The organism is Geodermatophilus sp. SYSU D00079, from assembly GCF_054050635.1.
In genome coordinates, this window is record NZ_JBJGZS010000010.1 from 58,586 (window position 1) to 80,167 (window position 21,582).

Genomic DNA, 21,582 nt, shown 5'->3' on the forward strand with positions numbered 1-21,582 from the left:
TGACCGTGGTCACCAGAGGACGCCGACGTCCGCCGCGCTCCTGTCCCCTCCTCCGTCAAGGCAGGTACCCATGTCCACCACCGCCCCCGCCGCTGCCGCCTCGCCCACCGGCGGCGCGACCGTCCTCCCTGGCACGCCGGTCGTCCCCGGTGTCGCGTACGGCCCCGTGGTGCGGCCCTCCGGTGCGGTGCGCCTGCCGGCCGACGAGGGCGTGGTCGTCCGCGAGGACGAGCGGGCAGGGGAGAAGGAGCGCTTCACCGCCGCCGCGGGCCTGGTCGCCGAGCGGCTGGCCGGGCGCGCGTCCGGGGCCACCGGTGTCAGTGCGGAGGTGCTGGCCGCGACCGCCGGCCTCGCGCGGGACCGCGGGCTGCTGTCGGCCGTGGAGCAGCGGATCGACGCGGGCGTCCCGGCCGCGGTGGCGACGGTCCAGGCCGCCCAGCAGTTCGTCGACCTGTTCACCGGCCTGGGTGGTCTCATGGCCGAGCGGGTCACCGACGTCCGCGACATCCGCGACCGGATCGTCGCCGAGCTCACCGGGCAGGGTGAGCCCGGCGTGCCCGCCCCGGCCGTGCCGTCGGTGCTGCTCGCCGACGACCTGGCGCCCGCCGACACCGCCGGCCTCGACCCGGCTCGTGTCATCGGCCTGGCCACCCGCCTGGGCGGCACGACCAGCCACACCGCGATCATCGCCCGCCAGCTCGGCCTGCCCTGCGTGGTCGCCGTGGGAGGGCTCGACGACGTCCCCGTGGGGGCGACCGTCCTGCTCGACGGCGAGCAGGGCACGGTCACCGTGGACCCCGACCCGGAGGACGCGCGCGCCCGGGTGGCGGCCGCCCGCGCGGCGGCCGCGGCGCTGGCCGGCTACCGCGGCCCCGGGACGACCAGGGACGGCGTGGCGGTCAAGGTGCTGGCCAACGTCCAGGACGGCGCCGGGGCCCGGGTGGCTGCGGCGGCGCACGCCGAGGGTGTCGGGCTGCTGCGCACCGAGCTGGCCTTCCTCGGTCGTGCCGAGGAGCCCTCGGTGGAGGAGCAGGCCCGCGGCTACGCCGAGGTGTTCACCGCCTTCGAGGGTCGTCGGGTCGTCGTCCGCACCCTGGACGCCGGGTCGGACAAGCCGCTGGCCTTCGCCACGGCCCCGGACGAGGCCAACCCCGCGCTCGGCGTCCGCGGGCTGCGCGTCGCCCGCCGGGACCCCGGCCTGCTCGAGCGGCAGCTCGACGCGATCGCCGAGGCCGCCCGGCGGACCGGCGCCGAGCCCTGGGTGATGGCGCCGATGGTGGCGACGGTCCCCGAGGCGGCCGCCTTCGCCCGGCTGGTGCGCGACCGCGGGCTCGTGCCCGGCGTGATGATCGAGGTGCCGTCGGCGGCGCTGCAGGCCGACCGGCTGCTGCGGCACGTGGACTTCCTGTCCATCGGCACCAACGACCTGTCGCAGTACACCCTCGCCGCCGACCGGCTCTCCGCCGACCTCGCCGACCTCACCGACCCGTGGCAGCCGGCGCTGCTGGAGCTGGTCGCGCTGACCGCGGCCGCCGGGGCCCGCGCCGGCCGGCCGGTGGGTGTCTGCGGCGAGGCGGCGGCCGACCCCCTCCTGGGGTGCGTGCTCGTCGGCCTGGGCGTGACCTCGCTGTCGTGTGCCGCCTCCTCGATCGCCGGAGTCGGTGCCCGCCTGGCCACCGTCGACCTCGCCACCTGCCGGCGGGCCGCGGAGGCGGCGCTGGCCACCGACGACCCACAGGCAGCGCGGGCGGCTGCCCGGGCGGTCCTCGCGGTGGACTGAGGGGGACATCACCCCTCCGGGTGACGATCCGTCGTCGTGTCCTGCTGTCTTCCTCCGATCCTTCGGAATACTGTGGCCATTACCTGCTTTGTAGTGGGTGAGACACCCCCGAGATCGAGAGAAGGCACCAGGCGATGAGCAACGTGACCTCCAGCTGGCGGCGGCGTCGGCAGGTGGCGCGCACGCGCCGGGCGCTGGAGCGCGCCCTCGCGCGCAGCAGCAGCCCGTCCATGCGCGACGAGCTGCTGACGATGGCGAACGGCAGCGGCCTCACCCGTTGAGCCCGCCGCGACACGCGCGACCCCGGCCTCCGTCTGGAGACCGGGGTCGTCTGTTGTCCGGCCCCTGTGGGGGCTCGGTCAGTGCATCCCGTGGACGACGGCGTGTCCCTTGCCGCGGGCGATCATGGCCCGGTTCACCGGCAGGGTGACGACGAACGCGACGGCCAGCGAGCCGGCCAGTGCCAGCCAGAAGAGGGCGCTGGCGACACCGGCGTCCATGGCGCCGGGCACGGAGACCATGATCGCGTTGTCGACGACCTCCATGACGGCGATGGACACGGTGTCGGCGGCCAGGGCCACCTGCAGCGCGCGGCGGAACGGCAGGCCCGCGCGGAGCACCCCGCGCATCGTCAGGGCGTAGCCGAAGACGAAGGCCAGGGTCACCGACAGGGCGACGGTGGCGCCGTCGTGCAGGCCGAGCGAGGTGCCGATGACCATGCCGAGCACCTCGCCGATGGCGCACCCGGTCAGGCAGTGCAGCGTCGCCGCCGCGGCCGTCGCCCACGAGGCGCCGCCGCCGTGGTCGTGCCCGGCTCCAGGGCTGGGGTGGTCGTGCTGGGTGGTCTCCATGGAGGCCCACCTCCTCGTCCGTGTGACTGCTCAGGTACCCCCCAGGGGTATTTACCGTTCTACTCCGGGTCGGGCGGCGGGGCAAGGGGCGGCGACGCCTCCCCCCTTGGGGGCGATCCGCTCAACCACGGCCGCACGGGCGCCGATCGAGGACCCGTGAGGACCGAGTACCGGCGCCCGACGCGCGCCGCGGGGTGCCGCCTGCAGGCGGGCGCCCGATGAGCGTCGTCCCGCCGGAGGCCCGCGAGACCTCCGGGGCCACCACCGGGCTCGTGCTCGGCTACGTCCGGGCCCGCGCCGGCGAGGCAGCGGTCGAGGAGGTCCTGCGCCGGGCGGGGGTCACCTCCACCGCCGAGCAGCTGGCCAGCGCCGCGCACTGGACCAGCTACGACACGCGCATCCGACTGTTCGCCGCCGCCACGGAGGTGCTCGGCGACCCCGGGACCATGTTCCGCGTCGGGCGCGAGGCGCTCGCCCACGGGATGAACCCGGCGCTGGTCCTGGTGGTGCGCGCCATGGGGTCGCCGCAGCAGGTCTACCGCCAGCTGCCCCGCGCGGTCGCGAAGTTCTCCACCACCTCCACCATGGAGGTCGTCGAGATCGGCCCCGGCCACGCGACCATCCGCTTCACGCTGCACCCCGGCTACGCGCACTCGCGGCTGGACTGCGACTACGCGCGCGGCCTCATCGGCATGGTGCCGGCCATCTTCGGCGACGCCCCGGCCGACGTCCTGCACAACGAGTGCGAGTCCGACGGGCACCCCGCCTGCGTCTACCACCTCACCTGGGAGCACCGCCGCCGCTGGCGCCGGCGCCGGCGCACGCCGGAGGTCACCTCCGAGCTGCAGGCCCTGCGCGAGCAGCTGCGGATCCTCCAGTCCGCGGCCACCGACCTGGTGGCCAGCGACGACGTCGCCACCGTCCTGCACCGCATCGTCAGCCGGGCCGCGGAGGCGGTGCTCGCCCCCGGCTACGTGCTCGCCGTCGCCGACCCCGCCGGTGGCCCCGACCTCGTGCACAGCGCCGGCCTGCCGGCCGACGAGGTGGCCGCGCTCGCCCCGGTCCTTCGCTCCGGCGCCGCCCCCGGCCCGAACGTCGTCGCCGTCGACGTCGCCTCGGCCCGCCGCACCCACGGCCGGCTCGCGGTCGTCTACCGGCCCGGGGACGGCGCCCTCGGCCACGAGCGGGACATGCTCGCCGCCTACGCCGGCCACGCCGCGGCCGCGCTCGACCTGCTCCTGGCCCTCGAGGACTCCCGCACCGAAGCCCACCGGGCCGGCGCGTTGCTGGCCCTGGCCCACGAGCTGGCCCGCACCGAGGACGCCGCGGCGGTCTGCACCGTCGTCGCCGAGGCCCTGCCAGGCATCGTCGGCTCCGACAGCGCCACGATGATGCTCTGGGAGCCCGGCACCGGCTCGCTCGTGCCGGCCGCGGCCACCGGGCACGCCGGGCGGGGGGACGACGAGCTGCTGTCGACCGTGCTGCGGGCCGAGGACACCCCCGAGCTGGTGGGCATGCTCACCGACCGGGAACCGCGCGTGCTCGACGCGGCCGGCTGCAGCCCCGGCCTGGCCGGGCTGCTGGACCGGCTCGGCGTCACCCACGTCGTCGCCGTCCCGCTCCTGGCCGGGCGCACCTTCCTCGGCGTCGCCACCGCCAGCTGGGCCGCCGGCCGGCACCCCGCGCGCCTGGACGGCGACGTGCTGGCCCGCCTGCGCGGTGTCGGCGACCAGGCCTCGACGGCGCTGCAGAAGGCGCGACTGCTGGAGACCGTGCGCCACCAGGCCACCCACGACGCGCTGACCGGCCTGCCCAACCGGGTGCTCTTCCTCGAGCGGCTGGGCAGCGCGCTGGCCGCCACCGGCCCCGACCAGCACGCGGCCGTGCTCTTCTGCGACCTGGACCGGTTCAAGGCGGTCAACGACTCGCTCGGTCACGCCGCCGGGGACGAACTGCTCCGTCAGGTCTCGGCCCGGTTGCGGGCCGCCGTCCGCCCCGGCGACACCGTGGGCCGGCTCTCCGGCGACGAGTTCGCCGTCATCCTGCCCGGCCTGACCCAGCCCGAGGACGCCGACCGCGTCGTCGCCCGCGTGCAGGCCTGCTTCGAGCCGACCTTCCGGCTGGAGGGCGCCCAGGTCGCCGTCGGCACCAGCATCGGGGTCGCCGTCCACAGCGGGGAGTGGGGCCGGCCCGACGCGCTGCTGCGCGACGCCGACGCGGCGATGTACCGGCACAAGCACGCCGGCCGCGCCCGCGCGGAGGACGCAGAGAGCTGAGCCCTAGGAGCGCAGCCGGGCCCGCAGCGCCGCCTGCTCGTCCGGGCCGAAGCCGTGCTCGGTCAGCCAGCCCAGTGGGCCGCCGTGCCGGGCGTCGAGGAGCGACAGCAGCCGGTCCATCGTCTCCGCCCGCGGGGTGTGGCTGGCCACGTCACGGGTGACCATGTCCTCCGCGTAGGTGGGCGAGGCGGCGAGCTTGGCGACGAGGTCGTCGATGACCTCGGCGGTCAGCGCGTAGTCGGCCACGATCTCCTCGTGCGGGACCCCGGCCGCGGCCAGGGTGAACATCGCCACGACGCCGGTGCGGTCCTTGCCCGCCGCGCAGTGCACCACGGCCGCGCCGTCGGTGTCGGCGGCCAGCGCCCGCAGCGCGCCGAGCACGTTGTCCGGCCGGTGGGCCAGGTAGCCCAGGTAGGAGCGCACCGCCGGCGGCTCGCCGGCGTCGTCCTCGGCCACCTGCCGCGGCAGGAGCGACTCGGCCCAGTCGGCCGGGAGCTCGGGCAGGTCGGTCTCCTCGACGGCGAACACGTCGGTGTGGTGCCCGCGCTCGGGCAGCAGCGTGAAGTGGCGGTGGGTGACGCCCGGCACCGAGCGCAGCGGCCCGCGGCCCTCCAGCAGCACCTCCGCGGTGGTGCGCAGGTCGATCACCTCGGTCAGCCGCACCTGGTCGACCAGCCGGCGGACGTCGGCGTCGCTCAGCGTCTGCAGGTTGTCGCTGCGCAGCACCCGTCCGGGCAGCGTCGTCCCGCCGTCGTGCGTGGGCAGCCCGCCCAGGTCGCGGGTGTTGGTCGTCCCGTCGAGCCGCAGCCAGCGGTCGGTGCGCGTGGAGGTCACCGTCCGACGGTACGACCCGTCGGGGACGCCGCGGCTGCATCGTGGGGGACGGCGAGCAACGCCCCGGTGACGCCCAGCAGCCGCTCGCGCAGGACCGCACCGCGCCGGGCGAACCCGCGCTGGGCGGCCGCGTACTCCGCGCGCCCGTCCGGCGTCTCGATGCGGACCGGCGCGCGCCCGTAGGAGCGCAGGTCGTAGGGGGAGGCACGCATGTCCAGCTCGCGCACCTCCCGGGCCAGCTCGAAGCAGTCCAGCAGCAGCTCGCCGGGGACGGCCGGGCCCAGCTTGGTGGCCCACTTGTAGAGGTCCATGGTGGCGTGCAGGCAGCCCGGCTGCTCGAGGTCCGGCTGGGTGGCGCGGGTCGGCTGCAGCTGGTTGAGGCCCACGGCCGCGGGGGTGAAGAAGCGGAACGCGTCGAAGTGGGTGCACCGCACAGGGTGCGCCTCCACCACGGCGTCGGTACCGGCCTGGCCCAGCCGCAGCGGCAGCGGGTGCCGGTGCTCGTCCTGCCGGTAGACCATCGCCCACTCGTGCAGCCCGAAGCAGGCGGAGTGGGCCGGCCGCGAGGCGGTGGCGGTCAGCAGCCGGTGCACGAAGCCGACGGTGTCCCCGCGGTCGGCGAGGAACGCCGTCTCGTCGAGGGCGACGGTCCCGTCGTCGTCGGTGCGGTACCAGCGCCAGGCCGCGTGCGGGGCGGGGCCGGCGTCCGACGGCGCCAGGGCGGTGCCGGCGCCGGGGTGCCAGCGGCGCAGCACCGAGGGGCGGGTGCCGTAGTACTCGTAGAGGAAGTCCTCCACCGCGTGCCGCTGCCCGGTGGCCCTGCGCGCGCGGTGTCCGGCGGTCAGCGCGTCGGCCCGCTGCGCGTGCGCGCGCGCCCGTTCCTGCCAGACCCCAGCGCGCACGCACCCAGCGTAGGTGGCCCGGCGGGAGGGGCGGGGTCCTCCCTCAGTGGGCGCTCCACCCGCCGTCCATGACCAGCGAGCTGCCGGTGATCGAGGCGGCCGCGGGGGAGCACAGGTAGGCGACCGCCTCGGCCACCTCCGCCGGCTCGATGAGCCGCTTCACCGCGGCCGGGGCGAGCATCACCTGCTCCACCACCTCGTCCTCGCTGAGCCCGTGCGCCCTGGCCTGGTCGGCGATCTGCCCCTCGACCAGCGGCGTGCGGACGTAGGCGGGGTTCACGCAGTTGGAGGTGACCCCGTGGGGGGCGCCCTCCAGCGCGATGACCTTCGACAGCCCCTCCAGGCCGTGCTTGGCGGTGACGTACGCGCTCTTGTAGGCCGAGGCCCGCAGCCCGTGGATGGAGCTGACGTTGACGATCCGGCCCCAGCCGCGGCCGTACATGTGCGGGAGCGCGCCGCGGACCAGCCGGAACGGCGCCTCGAGCATCAGCCGGATGATCAAGGAGAACCGGTCGACGGGGAACTCGTGCAGCGGCGCGACGTGCTGCAGCCCTGCGTTGTTCACCAGGACGTCGACGTCGAGGTCGAGGGTGTCGATGCCGTCCAGGTCGGTCAGGTCCGCGGCGAGCGCGGTGCCGTCGACGGCCGCCGCCACCTCCTTGGCCGCGTCGCCGTCGCGGTCGAGCACCACGACGGACGCCCCCGCCGCCGCCAGCCGCTCCACGCAGGCGCGCCCGATGCCCGACGCCCCTCCCGTGACCAGTGCCCGTCGTCCCGCCAGCGTGCCCGTCGCCTCCATGGCGTCACCGTCGCACAGCCTCGGATGGTGAGCCACGCCACAGCGCCCTAGCGTCGGTCCCGACCGTGTCCCGTACTGCTCGACGAGGAGGTCCCATGTCCGCCCCCGCGCAGTCCGCCGCACCCTCGGGCTCGAACTTCGCCCGCGTGGTCGGTGCGAGCATCATCGGCACGACCGTCGAGTGGTACGACTTCTTCCTCTACGGCTCGGCCGCCGCACTCGTCTTCGGCCCGCTGTTCTTCCCGGAGCAGGACGACTTCGTCGGCGTCCTGGCCGCGTTCGCCACCTACGCCGTCGGCTTCTTCGCCCGGCCGGTGGGGGCGCTGATCTTCGGCCACTTCGGGGACCGGCTCGGCCGCAAGAAGCTGCTGGTGATCTCGCTGATGATGATGGGCGGGGCCACCTTCTGCATCGGCCTGCTGCCCACCTACGACACCGTCGGCGTGCTGGCGCCGGTGCTGCTCATCCTGCTGCGGCTGATCCAGGGCTTCGCCCTCGGTGGTGAGTGGGGCGGCGCGGTGCTCATCGTCTCCGAGCACGGCAAGCCCGAGAACCGCGGCTTCTGGGCCTCCTGGCCGCAGGCCGGCGCGCCGGCGGGCAACCTGCTGGCCACCGGCGTCCTCGCGCTGCTGGCCACCTTCCAGTCCGACGAGGCGTTCGAGGCCTGGGGCTGGCGGATCCCGTTCCTGCTGTCCGCGGTGCTCATCCTGGTCGGCCTGTGGGTGCGGCTGACGGTGAGCGAGTCGCCGGTCTTCCTCGAGGCCCAGCGGGAGGCCGAGGCGAAGGCCGCGGCGAGCGGGGCGGCGGAGAAGGCGCCGATCGTCACGGTGCTCACCCGGTACAAGCGCGAGGTGCTCACCGCCATGGGGGCGCGGATCGCCGAGAACGTCTCGTTCTACCTGCTCACCGCGTTCAGCCTGACCTACCTGACCAACGTCGAGGGGCTGGACTCCTCCTTCGCCCTCAACGCGGTGCTCATCGCCTCGGCCGTGCACCTGGTGACCATCCCGCTGTGGGGGGCGCTGTCGGACCGGATCGGCCGCAAGCCGGTCTACCTGTTCGGTGCGCTGGGCGTCGGCGTGTGGGCGTTCGCGTTCTTCGGGCTGCTCGACACCGGCGACTTCTTCCTGGCCGTCGTCGCGATCACCGTCGGGCTGCTGTTCCACGGCGCGATGTACGGCCCCCAGGCGGCGTTCTTCTCGGAGCTGTTCGGCACCAAGGCCCGCTACACCGGCGTCTCCATCGGTGCCCAGCTCGCCTCCCTGGTGGCCGGCGCACCGGCACCGCTGATCGCCCTGGCGCTGCTGGGCAGCTTCGACGACCCGAACGAGTTCGCCGTGGCCCTCTACATCGTCGGCTGTGCCGTCGTCACGCTCCTGGCCGTGGCCACCTACGGCGAGACGGGCAAGCGCGACCTCGCCGAGGACAAGGCCGTGGTCGTGAAGGACCGCCGCCCCGCCGCGTCGGTGTAGGCGAGCGGCCCACGGGCGGCCCATGACACGTGTCATGGGCCGCCCGTGGCCGGAGCGACGCACGTCGTGAGATCCGGCACCTGTGCCGGGGTCTGCTCGACGGCAGCCTCGGAGGTGCGCCCGGGAGGACAGGCCGACCCCCGGCCGGCGGGCGCACCGAGGAGGCCCCCGTGCACCCGACCGTCGCCCCCGTCCCGCCGTCCGCCGCCCCGGCACCGGCCGTGCCCGCCGTCGAGGTCACCGACCTGCGCCGCCGCTACGGCTCGTTCGAGGCGGTCCGTGGCATCTCCTTCGAGGTGCACGCCGGCGAGGTGCTGGCGGTGCTCGGCGTCAACGGCGCCGGCAAGACCTCCGCGCTGGAGGTGCTCGAGGGCCTGGCCGCACCCTCCGCGGGATCGGTGCGGGTGCTCGGCCGCGACCCGCAGCGGGAGCGGGCCGCCGTCCGCCGGCACCTCGGGGTGCTCCTGCAGGCCAGCGGCCTGCCGGGGGACCTCACCGTCGCCGAGACCGTGCGGACGTGGGCGCGCACGCTCACCGACCCGCGCCCGGTCGCCGAGGCGCTGGAGATGGTGGACCTCACCGGGCGCGCCGACGTGCGCGTGCGCAGCCTCTCCGGCGGTGAGCGCCGCCGGCTGGACCTGACGCTGGCGCTGCTCGGCCGCCCGACCGTGCTGGTCCTCGACGAGCCGACCACCGGCCTGGACCCGGAGAGCCGGCGCACCGTCTGGACCCTGGTGCGCGGCCTGGTGGACGACGGCGCCGCGGTCGTGCTCACCACGCACCACCTCGAGGAGGCCGAGGAGCTGGCCGACCGCATCGCGGTCATGCGGGCCGGGCGGATCGTGCTGGCCGGCACCCGCGAGGAGATCGCGGCGACGCAGCCGGCCACCATCGGCTTCACCCTCGCCGCCGGCGCCCCGCCGCTGCCGGCGCTGCCGGGGGTGCAGGTCCACACCGGCCCTCCGCACGTCGAGCTGCACACCCGCGCCCTCCAGCCGGCGCTCACCGCGCTGCTGGCCTGGGCCGCCGAGCACCGGGTGGTGCTCAGCGGGCTCCAGGCGCGCTCGGCCTCCCTCGAGCGGGCCTTCCTCGCCGTCGCCGACGCCGAGCCCGCCGCCCCCGCCGCCTGACCACTCCCACCCCGTCCGAGGAGCTCGCCATGACCACCGCGCTCGCCGCCCCCGCCCCGACCGCCCGCCGCCGCGTGCTCGCCCTCGCCGGCGCCGAGACCCGCCTGCTGCTGCGCAACCGCACCGCCGTCGTGAACTCCCTGCTCATGCCGCTGCTGCTCGTGGCCGCGGTGCGGATGATCGGCCTGGAGACCGCCGACGGGAACCAGCTCGTCGTCACCGGCCTGGGCATCACCCTGCTCTTCGTCACCTACTACAACCTGGTGACCACCTACGTCGCCCGCCGCGAGGACCTCGTGCTGCAGCGGATGCGCACCGGGGAGCTGACTGGGCCGGAGATCCTGGTGGGCACCGCCGTGCCGACCCTGCTGGTGAGCCTCGCGCAGGTCGCGCTGGTGGCCGCCGGCGTCGCGGTGATCGGCGAGTGGTCCGCGCCGGTGGACGTCGTCCTGCCGCTGGTCGCCCTCGTCGGCGGGGCGGCGCTCATGGTGCTGCTCGCCGCGGCCAGCACCGCGTTCACCCGCACCGCCGAGAGCGCGCAGATCACCACCCTGCCCCTGGTGATGGCCGCCACCGTCGGCTCCGGTCTGTTCACCCCGCTGAGCCTCTTCCCCGAGACGTTCGCCGGCGTCCTGCGGCTCCTCCCGCTCACGCCGGTCGTCGAGCTGGCCCAGCTGGGCCTGACCGGGCGGACGTGGGACGGGCAGCTGGTCGACCTGGCCGGCGCCTGGTCCGCGGCGGTGCTGCCGCTGGCGGTCCTGGCCGCCTGGATCGTCGTCGGCGGCGCCCTCGCCGGCCGGGTGTTCCGCTGGGCGCCGCGCAGGTGACCTCCGGCGACCCGGACGGGCGCGGTCGGTACGGCAGCATGGGCGCCGTGCCGACCGTCGCCCGCTGGTGGGAGAACCGCACGGCGCCGCAGCGCATCGAGCTCTACACCCGCTGGTCGTTCTACGGCTGGCTGGCGATGACCCCGCTGCTGGCCGTCGCCGTCGCCGGGTCCTCCGCCGACCAGGCCGAGCCCGCGACGACGGTCTTCGTGCTCGCCTCGGTCACCGTGGCCGTCACCGCGGTGCTGCTGGCCCGCACCGGGCTGGCCGCCCACCGGGAGGGCTCCGGGCTGCCGCGCCGGCAGGTCGCCGCCGCGGCGGCCGCCGCCCTCCTGACCGCCGCCGCGGCGGGAGCCGCCTTCTCCGGCGAGGCCTTCGAGACCCCGGCCCTCGCCTGGGGTGTGGCGATGCCCCCGGCGATGGCCCTCTGCGCGGCCTCGACGGTCTGGCCGACGCGGACGCTGACCCGCGCGGGGTTCGCCGTCGGCGGGCTGACCGGCATCGTCGTCGTCGCCGCGGACGTCCCGCTCGGCGTCGGGGCGGTGCTCGCGGTGGTCATCGGGGCCACCGTGACGTTCCTGGCGCTGGCGTTCCGGTTCTCCGTGTGGGTGCTCGACGTCGTCCGGGAGATGGAGCGCAGCCGCGGCGTGCAGCTGCAGCTGGCCGTCGCCGAGGAGCGGCTCCGCTTCGCCCGCGACCTGCACGACGTCATGGGCCGCAACCTCTCGGCGATCGCGGTGAAGAGCCAGCTGGCCGCCGAGCTGGTGCGCCGGGGCAAGGAGGGCGCGGCCGAGGAGCTCACCGACATCAGCCGGGTGGCCGAGGAGTCGCTGCGGGAGGTGCGCGACGTCGTCCGCGGGTACCGGCGCACCGACCTGGCCGGGGAGCTGGCCGGCGCCCGCTCGGTCCTGCGCGCCGCCGGGGTGGGCTGCACCGTGGCGGGCGAGGAGGCCGGCGCGGCGCTGCCGGAGCCGGTGCAGGCGGCCCTGGGCTGGGTGGTGCGCGAGGCGGTGACCAACGTGCTGCGGCACAGCCGCGCGACGGAGTGCGCGGTGGCCCTGCGGGCGGCCGGCGGAGAGGCGGAGCTGACGGTGACCAACGACGGGGTCTCGGCTCCGGACCGCGGCTGGGGGACCGGTCTGACCGGTCTGGGCGAGCGGCTGGCCGCCGCGGGCGGGCGGCTCTCCGCCCGCCCCGAGGACGGTCGGTTCGTGCTGACGGCGACCGTGCCGGTGGGGGTGCCCGCGTGATCCGGGTGCTGCTGGCCGACGACGAGAACCTGATCCGCTCCGCGCTGGCCGCGCTGCTGGCGCTGGAGGACGACCTCGAGGTCGTCGCCCAGGCGGCCTCGGGCGCGGAGGCGATGGCGATGGCCCGCGCGCACACCCCGGACGTCGCCGTCCTCGACCTGCAGATGCCCGACCGGGACGGGATCACGGTGGCCGCCGAGCTCGCCGCCACCCTCCCGGGCTGCGCGATCGTCATCGTGACCGGCCACGGCCGGGCCGGGCACCTCAAGCGGGCGCTGGAGGCGGGGGTGCGCGGCTTCCTGCCCAAGACGGTCAGCGCGCCGGTGCTCACCGACGTCGTCCGCACCGTGCACCGCGGCGGCCGCTACGTCGACCCGGAGCTGGCCGCGGAGGCCATCAGCGCCGGGGACAGCCCGCTGACCCCGCGCGAGGCCGACGTGCTGGAACTCGCCGCCGGGGGCGCGCCGGTCGAGGAGATCGCCGCCCGCGCCCACCTGTCACCGGGCACGGTGCGCAACCACCTGTCGGCCGCGGCGGCGAAGCTGGGTGCGCCGAACCGGCACGCCGCGGTCGAGGCGGCGCGCCGGCACGGGTGGATCTGAGCGGGCCGCCGGCGGACCCGCGCACGGGGGCGCTCAGGACGCGGCGTTGCCCGGGCGGGCGGTGGTGTCGTCGCGCTGGGCCTCGTCGTCGGTGGTCAGCGTGGTGTCCTGCGCGCCGCCGTCGGGACGGTCCTCACCGGGGACGCCGTCGATGAGGTTGCCGCTGCTCGGGCCGTCGGAGATGTCCTGGCCCTCGTGGTAGCCGGTCGGGTCGGGTGCACTCATGGGGTCTCCTCGGTCTCGTCGGGGTCAGACGTTGCCGCCCGGCCCGCCGCGCTCGGCGCGGGCCGGGGCGCTCTCGGCCTTGGCGGGCAGGTCGTCGGGCTGGGAGGCGTCCCGCTCCACGGCCTCCTCGCGGGTGAGGGGGACGTCGTCGAAGCCGGACCCGGTGCTGCTGTTGTCGCCGGTGCCCGACGCGGTGGGGACGTCCTGCTGGATCCGGTCGCCGCCCTGCGGGTCGCTCACGGGAACCTCCTGGGGACCTCGTCGTCACCGACGCCATGCCCGCTGTCCCGACCGTGAAACGGCCGACGGCCGCCTCCCGTGAGGGAGACGGCCGCCGGACCGGGGACGGCGCCCGGCCGCGGGATCGTCCGGAGGACGGCGGAGCGCTCAGAACGCCGCCTCGTCGACCTCCATGAGCGCGTTGTCGGTCTGCTCGACGACGACCCGCTCCGAGGCCAGCCGCGGCAGCACCTGGGTGCAGAAGAAGCGGGCGGCGGCGAGCTTGCCCTCGTAGAAGTGCCGGTCCTTCTCGCCGACCTGCCCGGCCAGGGCGGCCAGCGCCACCTCGGCCTGGCGGACCAGGAGCCAGGCGGTGACCAGGTCGCCGGTGGCGAGGAGCAGGCGGGAGGTGTTCTGGCCGACCTTGTACAGGTTGGTGGGGTCCTGCTGGGCGGCGGTGAGGTGGCCGAACATCGCCGTGAGCATCAGCTGGACCTCGCCCAGGGCGGTGGCCAGCAGCGCGCGCTCCTCCTTGAGCCGGCCGTTGCCGGCCTCGGCCTCGATCGTGGCCTGGATCTGCGAGGCGAGCCAGGTCAGCGCGACCCCGCCGTCCTTGACGATCTTGCGGAAGAAGAAGTCCTGGCCCTGGATCGCCGTGGTGCCCTCGTACAGGGTGTCGATCTTGGAGTCGCGGATGTACTGCTCGATCGGGTAGTCCTGCAGGAACCCGGAGCCGCCGAGGGTCTGCAGCGACTCGGCGGTGAGCAGCTGCGTGGCCCGCTCCGACCCGAAGCCCTTCACCACCGGCAGCAGCAGGTCGTTGACCCGCGCGGCCAGACGGGCGGCCTCGCTGTCGGCGGTGCCCGCCGCCTCGGCCTCGGTCACCTGGTCGCGGAAGCTCGCGGCGTACAGGTACAGCGCGCGCATCCCCTCGGCGTAGGACTTCTGCAGCATCAGCGAGCGGCGGACGTCGGGGTGGTGGGTGATCGTCACCCGCGGGGCGTCCTTGGACGTCGCGGTGAGGTCCGCGCCCTGCACGCGGTTCTTCGCGTAGTCCAGCGCGACCTGGTAGCCGGCCGACAGGGTGGCGATCGCCTTGGTGCCGACGAACATGCGGGCGTACTCGATGATCCGGAACATCTGGGCGATGCCGTCGTGCACGTCGCCGACCAGCCAGCCCTTGGCCGGCACCGGGCCGTCGCCGAAGGTAACCTCGCAGGTCGTGGACACCTTGAGGCCCATCTTCCTCTCGACGTTGGTCACGTACACGCCGTTGCGCTCGCCGAGCCCACCGGTCACCAGGTCCACGTGGAACTTCGGGACGACGAACAGCGACAGCCCCTTGGTGCCCGGCCCCGCGCCCTCGGGGCGGGCCAGCACCAGGTGGACGATGTTGTCCGACAGGTCGTGCTCGGCGGAGGTGATGAACCGCTTCACGCCGGTGATGTGCCAGGAGCCGTCGGGCTGCTGCACGGCCCGGGTGCGGCCGGCGCCGACGTCGGAGCCGGCGTCGGGCTCGGTCAGCACCATGGTGGCGCCCCAGCCGCGGTCGATCATCAGGCGGGCCAGCGCCTTCTGCTCCTCGGTGCCCAGGTCGAACAGCGTCTGGGCGAACGCGGGGCCAGAGCCGTACATGAACACCGCGGGGTTGGCGCCGAGCACCATCTCGAACGCGCCCCAGGTCAGGGCCGCGGGTGCACCGAAGCCGCCGAGCTCCTCGGAGAGGTCCAGGCGGTACCACTCGCCGGCGTGCAGCGCCTCGACCGACTTCTTGAACGACTCGGGCAGCGTCACCGAGTGGGTGGCCGGGTCGAAGACCGGCGGGTTGCGGTCGGCGTCGGTGAAGGAGGCCGCGATCGGGCCCTCGGCGAGCCGGCGGATCTCGGCGAGCACACCGCGGGCGGTCTCGGCGTCCATCTGCTCGAAGGGGCCGGTGCCGAACCGCTCCTTGGTGTCGAGGAACTCGAAGAGGTTGAACTCGAGGTCCCGCAGGTTCGCGGTGTAGTGGCTCATCGTGTCGTGCTCCCGTGTCCCGTGCCGGCGTGCTGCGGGTGGGTACCCGCGGGTAACAAACGGTATTACCGGCCGGTAACACGAGCAAGCAACCGCCCGGGGACACCCCGACGAGGGAGCCCGGGCGGCTGCTCAGCGGCTGCGACGACGCGCGCGCAGCACCAGGCTGCTCAGCCAGCCCACCAGCGCACCCAGGACGGCGGCGATGAGCAGCGCCACGACCAGCGGGGCGTCCACGTTGCCGAAGACCAGGCTGATGTCGACGGTCTGGGTGTTGAAGACGACGAACAGCACGAGGATGACGGTGACGGTCAGCAGCAGGGCCAGCGCGAGGGTGCGCCCGATTGTGCGGCCGGCGTGCCGCTCCGGCGCCGTGCGGCCGGTCGCGGCGGGCGTGGGGGAGCCGCCGGAGGTGCCCGGTGTGCCGTAGCCGGTGCCGGCGGAGGTGCTCAGGGGGTCGGTGGGCGATCCGGGAGAGGTCACGGGTGGAGTCTGCTGCCCGCCGCCCCCGGACGCACGGTCATCGCCCGCCGTCGGGCTCGCTGTCGGCCGGCGGGTAGCTGGGGCCGGCGATGCCGGAGGCGGGCCCCTCGGTGCCGCCCTGGGAGTCCGGGTCGGCCGGCGGGGCCACCTCCGCGCCGAGGGGCTGGGCGTCGCGGTCCTCGGAGGGCTCGGGCATCGTCACGCCCCGAGTGTCACCCTCCGGGCGCCCCCGCGCCCGACGGCGCATCCCGGCGTTGCCGGCAGTCCTGGTGCACTGCCGGTGCTGCCGCACCGGCAGTGCACGAGGAACGCCCGCAACGGTCAGCCGGGTCGACGACGTCACAGGTACGTCGGGTCCGGTGCGCGCAGCGCGTCCACCAGCAGGGCTGTCCCCGTCTCGGGCCGCACGCACACCCCCTGCACGAGCAGCCGCAGCTGCGCCGCGCGCCGCCTGCGGTCCCGGACCGAGCCGGCCAGCTCGATGAGGTCGCGGGGATCGGCGTGCCGGTGCACCTGACCGTCCCGCTGCGCCCGGACCCACAGTGCTGCCATGGCCTCGTCGAAGGCGGCCTTCGGGCCCCGGATGGGCGCCGGCACGCGGCCGATCCGGATGCCCGCCGCCTCGATGAACCCGTCGTCGGCGCTGACCATGCGCGAGAAGGTCTCGGCCAGCAGCACGATGCGCGACAGCGTCTCCTCGGCCGCGACCGGCTGCCTGGCCAGGTGGTTCATGGCGCCCCACCGCTGCACCGACACCGCGTCGATGAGGCTGCCCTTGTCGGGGAAGTGGCGGTACAGCGTGCTGACCCCGACCTCCGCGCGCTCGGCGATGACCCGGACGCCGACCCCGGGGCCCTCCGCCGCCACCGCGTCGCGGGCGGCGCGCAACAGCCGCGTGACGTTCTCCGCCGCGTCGCTCCGGGCCATGGCGCCCCTCCCGTGCTCGTGGTCACCGGTCGGAGACGGTGCCAGGGAAGTGGGACGTTAGGCGCCTGTTGTTACCGCTTTGCTGCACAAGCGCGACCCCCGTCCTGAGACTCCTGCCACCGATCGGCGCCGGCCTCCGGCCCGGTTCCCGCCGTCGGGCCAGGACGCCGGGGCGCGGGCAGCCGCCGCCCCGGCCGGGGTGATCGCGAGGTGGAACGCTCCGATGCAGTTGCCAGGTGGCGCCGCACCGCGCCACGACCGGGACGGCGAGCGGTAGTGGACTCGCTGGTCTCCTTCGTCCTCTCCACGGCCAACCTCTTCGGGTTCTACGCGCTGCTGGCGCTCGGGCTGGGCCTGGTGTTCGGCCAGCTGGGCGTGGTCAACGTGGCGCACGGCGACCTCGTCATGGTCGGGGCCTACGTGATGTACGCACTGCAGCCGGTCCCCTTCGCGCTGCGCGTGCTCGTCGCGGTGCTCATCGCCGTGGCGCTGGGCCTGCTGGCCGAGTGGGCGGTGCTCCGCGAGCTCTACAGCCGGGGGATGCTCGCCACGCTGCTGGCGATGTGGGGGCTGGGCATCGTCCTGCGCCAGCTGGCCGAGGCGGTGTTCGGGGCCACGCCGCGGTCGGTCGACGCGCCGATCGAGGGCAGCACCGACGTCCTCGGCGTGGCCTTCCCGACCTACCGGCTGGTGGCGACGGGGGTCTCGCTGGCCGTGGTCGTCCTCGCCCTGCTGCTGGTCTACCGCACCAGCCTCGGCCTCAAGCTGCGGGCCTCCATCGACAACCGCGACATGGCGGCGGTGCTCGGCATCCCACCCCGCCTCATGATCGCCGGCACCTTCGCGGTCGGCACGCTGCTGGCCGTCCTCGCCGGTGCCCTGCAGAGCCCCACCCTCGGCCTCACGCCCGGCATGGGTGTGGCCTTCCTGGCGCCGGCCTTCTTCGCCGTGCTCGTCGGGCGTCCCGGATCGCTCACCGGGCCCGTCGCGGGGGCGTTCCTCGTGGCGCTCCTGTCCTCGCTCCTGCGCCGGTACCTCACCGAGACCGTCGCCGAGCTGCTGTTCTTCGCCGCTCTCGTCGTCCTGATCGCCGCCCGCCCGGCGGGCCTGTCCTGGAGGTTGCCCTCGTGGTCCACAAGAACCCGGAACGTCGCGTGACCGGCTCCCGTCGGCTGGTTCTGGCCGGCGGCACCGCGGCGCTGCTCGCGGTGAGCGCGTGCGGTGGGTCCGTCGGAGGCGGCGGGGACGCGGCCGCCGACGGCCAGGAGCCGCTCAAGATCGGCTTCCTCGCGCCGGTCACGGGGCCGGCGGCCCCGGAGGGCATCGCGATGAAGCAGGGCTTCGACCTGGCCATCGAGGACATCAACGCCGACGGCGGGGTGTTCGGGCAGCCGGTCGAGGTGGTCTTCATCGACGACCAGGCCGACCCGGCGACGGCCACCCAGGCGGCGCAGCGGCTGGTCCAGCAGGAGCAGGTCGACTACATCTTCGGGACGATCACCGACGACACGACGATCGCCGCGGCCAACGTCGCCGAGCAGGCCGGCGTGCCGATGTCGCAGGCGATCGCCACCGCCCTGGACTTCTGCAGCCCGCACTTCTGGCCCTTCGGCGAGACGCCGACCCAGCTGCTGACCGACCTCGTGCCCCGGATGATCGAGCAGTTCGGTCCCGAGGTGGCCCTGGTCGGCAACGACTACGTCTTCCCGCGGACCTACCACGAGACCGCTCGCGAGCTCGTCGAGGCCGCCGGCGGCACCGTCGTCGCCGAGGAGTACTCCCCGCTCGGGACGTCGGACTGGCAGCCGGTCATCACCAAGCTCGCCGACGCCGACCCCGCGTGGATCCTCTCCGCGGTCGTGGGTGGTGACGCGGTGTCGCTGGTGAAGCAGGCCGACCAGTTCGGGCTGCTGGAGGGGCGCGGCCTCACCGGCACGTCGGTCGACCAGCAGTTCTACCCGGGTCTCGGCGCGCTGCTGGACGGCCGGACGCAGACGGTGCGCTACACCGACCAGGCGTCGGGTGAGGCCAACGCGGCCTTCGTCGAGGCCTACCGCGAGGCCTACGACACGCAGGACCCGATCTCCGGGGTGGCCGGCAACGCCTACGTCGGCATGCGCTTCGTCGCCGAGGCCTTCGAGCAGGCCGGGTCCACGGACGCCGACGCCGTGAGCGAGCAGATGGGCCAGCTGGAGTACGAGGGCCTCACCGGGACGGTGAGCTTCGACCCCACCAACCACGTCAGCCTGGCGCCGATGTTCCTCACCACCATCGACGGCGGCGCCTACGCGGTCGAGGAGGAGCTGGGCGTCATCGAGGACGACCAGACCAAGGACTGCGAGTGATCTCCTCGCTCCGCACCCGGGTCGGGGCCGGGCACGCGGTGGCGCTGGCCGCCGCGGTCCTGGCCCTGGCCGCGGCCCCCTTCGTCCTGCTGCCCTACCCGCTGGCCCTGCTGACCCTCGCACTGGTCTACGGCCTGTTCGCCTTCGGTCTCGACATCGCGTGGGGCCGGGCCGGGGTGGTCAGCATCGGACACGCGGCCTTCTTCGGCCTCGGCGCCTACGGCGCCGCGATCGCCGCCGCCCACGACGTCCCCATGGTCGTCGGCGGAGCGCTCGGCGTGGCCGTCGCGGTCGTGGTGGCCGTGCTGGTCGGCATGGCCGGCCTCGGCCGCCGGGCCATGCCCGCGACCATGGCGGTGCTCACGCTGGCACTGACCCTGGTCATGAGCCAGGGCGCCCGCTCCTGGACGGGGTTGACCAACGGCACCAACGGCCTGGTGGTCTTCACCGGCGACGGCGTCGTCGGCACGTACTACCGGACCGCCGTGGTGGTCGTCGTCACGGTGCTCCTGGTCTGGCTGGTCGTGCTGCGCGGACCGCTGGGCCGGCGGTTCCTCGCCATCCGCTCCGACCAGCAGCGCGCCGAGCACCTGGGCGTCGACCCCCGGCGGGTCAAGACCACCGCCCTGGCGGTCAGCGGTGGGGTGGCCGCGGTGGCCGGTGCCGTCGCTGCGCCGGTGATGGGCCTGGTGTCGCCGTCGGCGGCCGGGATCGTCCTGTCCACCGAGGTGCTGGTGTGGCTGGCCGTCGGTGGGCTCGGCACGATCTCCGGGGCCTTCCTGGGGGCCGGACTGGTCACCCTCGGCGAGCAGACCCTCGGCGACGTCCTCGGCAGCTGGTACCTCCTGTTGATGGGCGTGCTGTTCCTCCTGGTCGTGCGCTTCGCCCCCGAGGGCCTGGTCGGCCTGGCGCGCACCCTGCTGCGGCGGCCGCTGCGGGAGAAGGCCGCAGGCGGCGCGGTGCTGACCGCACCGGCCGGTCCGGTGCCGGCCCTTCCGCCGGTGGACGCGGCCGCGCCCGCGCTCAGCGCCCAGGACGTCGAGAAGGACTTCGGTCCGGTCCCGGTGATCAAGGGCGTCGACCTGCGTGTGGCCAGCGGCGAGGTGGTCTGCCTCATCGGCCCCAACGGCGCGGGCAAGTCCACGTTCCTGGGCGTGCTCGCCGGAGAGCACCTGCCCGAGCAGGGGCGGGTCGGGCTGGCCGGTCGCGACGTCACCGGCTGGGCACCGCACGAGCGGGCCCGGCTGGGGCTGGGCCGGATGTTCCAGATCCCCAGCGTCTTCCTCGACCTGACACCTGCGCAGAACCTGGCCATCGCCCGCGCCGAGGCGGTGCAGCAGCCGGTGACCCTGCCGGTCTTCGACCGCTTCCTCGTGGCCGACGAGGCCCCCGCCCGGGAGCTGTCCCTGGCCGACCGGCGCGCCCTGGAGCTGGCCATGGTGCTCAGCTGGGGGCCGCGGGTCCTGCTGCTCGACGAGCCCGCGGCGGGGCTGTCCCACGAGGACTCCGTCGCGCTGGCCCGCACCCTGCGCGACGTCGCCGAACGCACCGGCTGCACCCTCGTGGCGGTCGAGCACGACATGGAGATCGTCCGCGAGCTCGCCGACCGCGTCGTCGTCCTGGCCGACGGCCGGATCCTCGTCGAGGGCTCGATGGAGGAGGTCTCCGCCCACGACGAGGTGCGGCGCGCCTACCTGGGGGTGGCCTGATGCTCGACCTGCACGCGGTGACCGGTGGCTACAAGGACACCCGCATCGTCAACGACCTCTCGCTGCGCGTGCAGCCCGGCGAGGTCGTCGGGGTGCTCGGCCGCAACGGCGTCGGCAAGACCACGCTGCTCAAGAGCGTGTTCGGGCTCTGCCGCAGGTTCGCCGGCGAGGTCCGGGTCGACGGCAAGCCGGTGCCGCCGGACCGGCCGGAGTTGCTGGCCCGCGCCGGCCTCACCCTCATGCCCGACGACCGCGGCGTGTTCGCCAACCTGACCATCAGCGAGAACCTGCGGCTGGCGACCCGGCGGGGCTACCGCCCGCCGGTCGACGTCCGGGACGTCTACCCGCTGCTCGCCGACCGGGCCGACCAGGCCGCCGGGACCCTCAGCGGCGGCCAGAAGCAGCAGGTCGGCCTGGCGCGGGCGGTGCTCGCCGGCTCCCGGCTGATCGCGGTGGACGAGTTCTCCCAGGGCCTGCAGCCCTCCGTCGTCGACGACTCGATCGCCGCGCTGCGGACCGTCGCCGCCTCCGGCGTCGCCATCGTGCTGGTCGAGCAGGGCCCGGAGATCCCGCTGCGGTTCTGCGACCGGATCGTGGTCATGGTCAAGGGCGAGATCGTGCTGGATGCTCCCGCCGCGGACCTGCGCGCGGACCCCTCGCGCCTGACCGACCTGCTCGTGGTCGGCTGACCCGGCCCCACCCGACCGCCCGCCCCTCCGACCCCCAGGAGCTGCCCGTGACACCCACCCCGCGTTCCTTCTCCGCCGAGGGCACGGCGCACGCCGCCCGCGGAGCCCGCCTCGACCTCGCCGCCGACCGGCACGAGGCGGTGGGCGCCGTCCTCGCGGAGATGTACGCCCTCATCGACCGGCTGGACGACGTCCCGCTGGGCGAGACCCCGCCGGCCACCGCCTTCGACGCCCGCTGGGAGGCCTGAC

23 protein-coding genes are annotated in these 21,582 nt (G+C 75.0%); 13 read left to right on the top strand and 10 right to left on the bottom strand.

Features of this window, described 5'->3' with window-relative positions:
- The first annotated feature begins 70 nt into the window (after positions 1–70).
- The gene (locus tag ACI79E_RS10630) at positions 71–1,780 is read left to right on the top strand and encodes a phosphoenolpyruvate--protein phosphotransferase (RefSeq protein WP_456932502.1); all 1,710 of its coding nucleotides are present in this window, start codon (positions 71–73) and stop codon (positions 1,778–1,780) included.
- A gap of 134 nt (positions 1,781–1,914) precedes the next feature.
- Positions 1,915–2,061, top strand: coding sequence for a hypothetical protein (locus ACI79E_RS10635; RefSeq protein ID WP_456932503.1), 147 nt, complete (start codon positions 1,915–1,917; stop codon positions 2,059–2,061).
- A gap of 78 nt (positions 2,062–2,139) precedes the next feature.
- Here the strand turns inward: ACI79E_RS10635 and ACI79E_RS10640 are convergent, their stop codons facing one another.
- Positions 2,140–2,631 carry a DUF4396 domain-containing protein gene (locus tag ACI79E_RS10640; RefSeq protein WP_456932504.1) on the bottom strand — a complete coding sequence of 164 codons (492 nt, stop codon included), beginning with the start codon at positions 2,629–2,631 and terminating at the stop codon, positions 2,140–2,142.
- 218 nt (positions 2,632–2,849) lie between these two features.
- Here ACI79E_RS10640 and ACI79E_RS10645 point away from each other — a divergent pair, with 218 nt between their 5' ends.
- The gene (locus tag ACI79E_RS10645) at positions 2,850–4,907 is read left to right on the top strand and encodes a diguanylate cyclase domain-containing protein (protein ID WP_456932505.1); all 2,058 of its coding nucleotides are present in this window, start codon (positions 2,850–2,852) and stop codon (positions 4,905–4,907) included.
- A 3-nt stretch (positions 4,908–4,910) separates the two neighbouring features.
- On the opposite strand, the gene ACI79E_RS10650 is transcribed toward ACI79E_RS10645, so the two are convergent.
- The 3 genes from ACI79E_RS10650 to ACI79E_RS10660 are packed head-to-tail and all read right to left on the bottom strand — an operon-like array spanning position 4,911 to position 7,442.
- On the bottom strand, positions 4,911–5,741 hold the full coding sequence (locus ACI79E_RS10650; RefSeq protein ID WP_456932506.1) for a tyrosine-protein phosphatase: 831 nt from the start codon (positions 5,739–5,741) through the stop codon (positions 4,911–4,913).
- Complete coding sequence (locus ACI79E_RS10655; RefSeq protein ID WP_456932507.1) at positions 5,738–6,643, bottom strand: 3-methyladenine DNA glycosylase; 906 nt, start codon at positions 6,641–6,643, stop codon at positions 5,738–5,740. Before ACI79E_RS10655 ends, ACI79E_RS10650 begins: the two co-directional genes overlap by 4 nt.
- 43 nt (positions 6,644–6,686) lie before the next feature.
- Positions 6,687–7,442 carry a 3-hydroxybutyrate dehydrogenase gene (locus tag ACI79E_RS10660; protein WP_456932508.1) on the bottom strand — a complete coding sequence of 252 codons (756 nt, stop codon included), beginning with the start codon at positions 7,440–7,442 and terminating at the stop codon, positions 6,687–6,689.
- Between the two features lie 95 nt (positions 7,443–7,537).
- Between ACI79E_RS10660 and ACI79E_RS10665 the strand changes: the two genes are divergently transcribed.
- The 5 genes from ACI79E_RS10665 to ACI79E_RS10685 all read left to right on the top strand — a co-directional run bounded on the left by ACI79E_RS10665 (position 7,538) and on the right by ACI79E_RS10685 (position 12,723).
- Positions 7,538–8,914: an MFS transporter gene (locus ACI79E_RS10665; RefSeq protein ID WP_456932509.1), complete on the top strand. Its 1,377-nt coding sequence runs from the start codon at positions 7,538–7,540 to the stop codon at positions 8,912–8,914.
- 170 nt (positions 8,915–9,084) lie between these two features.
- On the top strand, positions 9,085–10,044 hold the full coding sequence (locus ACI79E_RS10670; RefSeq protein WP_456932510.1) for an ABC transporter ATP-binding protein: 960 nt from the start codon (positions 9,085–9,087) through the stop codon (positions 10,042–10,044).
- 29 nt (positions 10,045–10,073) lie between these two features.
- Positions 10,074–10,871 carry an ABC transporter permease gene (locus ACI79E_RS10675; RefSeq protein ID WP_456932511.1) on the top strand — a complete coding sequence of 266 codons (798 nt, stop codon included), beginning with the start codon at positions 10,074–10,076 and terminating at the stop codon, positions 10,869–10,871.
- Positions 10,872–10,918: 47 nt separating this feature from the next.
- Positions 10,919–12,121: a sensor histidine kinase gene (locus ACI79E_RS10680; RefSeq protein WP_456932512.1), complete on the top strand. Its 1,203-nt coding sequence runs from the start codon at positions 10,919–10,921 to the stop codon at positions 12,119–12,121.
- Positions 12,118–12,723 (top strand): response regulator, encoded by a 606-nt coding sequence (locus tag ACI79E_RS10685; RefSeq protein ID WP_456932513.1) that lies wholly within the window; start codon positions 12,118–12,120, stop codon positions 12,721–12,723. The genes ACI79E_RS10680 and ACI79E_RS10685 overlap by 4 nt, the downstream gene beginning before the upstream one ends.
- A gap of 33 nt (positions 12,724–12,756) precedes the next feature.
- On the opposite strand, the gene ACI79E_RS10690 is transcribed toward ACI79E_RS10685, so the two are convergent.
- The 6 genes from ACI79E_RS10690 to ACI79E_RS10715 all read right to left on the bottom strand — a co-directional run bounded on the left by ACI79E_RS10690 (position 12,757) and on the right by ACI79E_RS10715 (position 16,590).
- Positions 12,757–12,948, bottom strand: coding sequence for a hypothetical protein (locus ACI79E_RS10690; RefSeq protein WP_456932514.1), 192 nt, complete (start codon positions 12,946–12,948; stop codon positions 12,757–12,759).
- A 24-nt stretch (positions 12,949–12,972) separates the two neighbouring features.
- Complete coding sequence (locus ACI79E_RS10695; RefSeq protein WP_456932515.1) at positions 12,973–13,188, bottom strand: hypothetical protein; 216 nt, start codon at positions 13,186–13,188, stop codon at positions 12,973–12,975.
- Between the two features lie 147 nt (positions 13,189–13,335).
- Positions 13,336–15,180 carry an acyl-CoA dehydrogenase gene (locus ACI79E_RS10700; RefSeq protein WP_456932516.1) on the bottom strand — a complete coding sequence of 615 codons (1,845 nt, stop codon included), beginning with the start codon at positions 15,178–15,180 and terminating at the stop codon, positions 13,336–13,338.
- 132 nt (positions 15,181–15,312) lie between these two features.
- Positions 15,313–15,663, bottom strand: coding sequence for a LapA family protein (locus ACI79E_RS10705; protein WP_456932517.1), 351 nt, complete (start codon positions 15,661–15,663; stop codon positions 15,313–15,315).
- A 37-nt stretch (positions 15,664–15,700) separates the two neighbouring features.
- Positions 15,701–15,865: a hypothetical protein gene (locus tag ACI79E_RS10710; protein WP_456932582.1), complete on the bottom strand. Its 165-nt coding sequence runs from the start codon at positions 15,863–15,865 to the stop codon at positions 15,701–15,703.
- A 137-nt stretch (positions 15,866–16,002) separates the two neighbouring features.
- The gene (locus ACI79E_RS10715; protein WP_456932518.1) at positions 16,003–16,590 is read right to left on the bottom strand and encodes a TetR/AcrR family transcriptional regulator; all 588 of its coding nucleotides are present in this window, start codon (positions 16,588–16,590) and stop codon (positions 16,003–16,005) included.
- Between the two features lie 276 nt (positions 16,591–16,866).
- On the opposite strand from ACI79E_RS10715, the gene ACI79E_RS10720 reads away from it, so the two are divergent.
- From ACI79E_RS10720 to ACI79E_RS10740, 5 genes are read left to right on the top strand one after another with little or no spacing between them, the layout of a single operon-like run.
- Complete coding sequence (locus ACI79E_RS10720) at positions 16,867–17,748, top strand: branched-chain amino acid ABC transporter permease (protein WP_456932519.1); 882 nt, start codon at positions 16,867–16,869, stop codon at positions 17,746–17,748.
- Positions 17,745–18,935, top strand: a complete 1,191-nt coding sequence (locus ACI79E_RS10725; protein WP_456932520.1) for a substrate-binding protein — start codon at positions 17,745–17,747, stop codon at positions 18,933–18,935. The genes ACI79E_RS10720 and ACI79E_RS10725 overlap by 4 nt, the downstream gene beginning before the upstream one ends.
- Positions 18,932–20,644: a branched-chain amino acid ABC transporter ATP-binding protein/permease gene (locus tag ACI79E_RS10730; RefSeq protein ID WP_456932521.1), complete on the top strand. Its 1,713-nt coding sequence runs from the start codon at positions 18,932–18,934 to the stop codon at positions 20,642–20,644. The genes ACI79E_RS10725 and ACI79E_RS10730 overlap by 4 nt, the downstream gene beginning before the upstream one ends.
- A complete protein-coding gene (locus ACI79E_RS10735; RefSeq protein ID WP_456932522.1) occupies positions 20,644–21,333 on the top strand; it encodes an ABC transporter ATP-binding protein in 690 nt (229 codons plus the stop codon). Before ACI79E_RS10730 ends, ACI79E_RS10735 begins: the two co-directional genes overlap by 1 nt.
- Positions 21,334–21,380: 47 nt before the next feature.
- Positions 21,381–21,581: a hypothetical protein gene (locus tag ACI79E_RS10740; protein WP_456932523.1), complete on the top strand. Its 201-nt coding sequence runs from the start codon at positions 21,381–21,383 to the stop codon at positions 21,579–21,581.
- The last annotated feature ends 1 nt before the right edge of the window (position 21,582 follow it).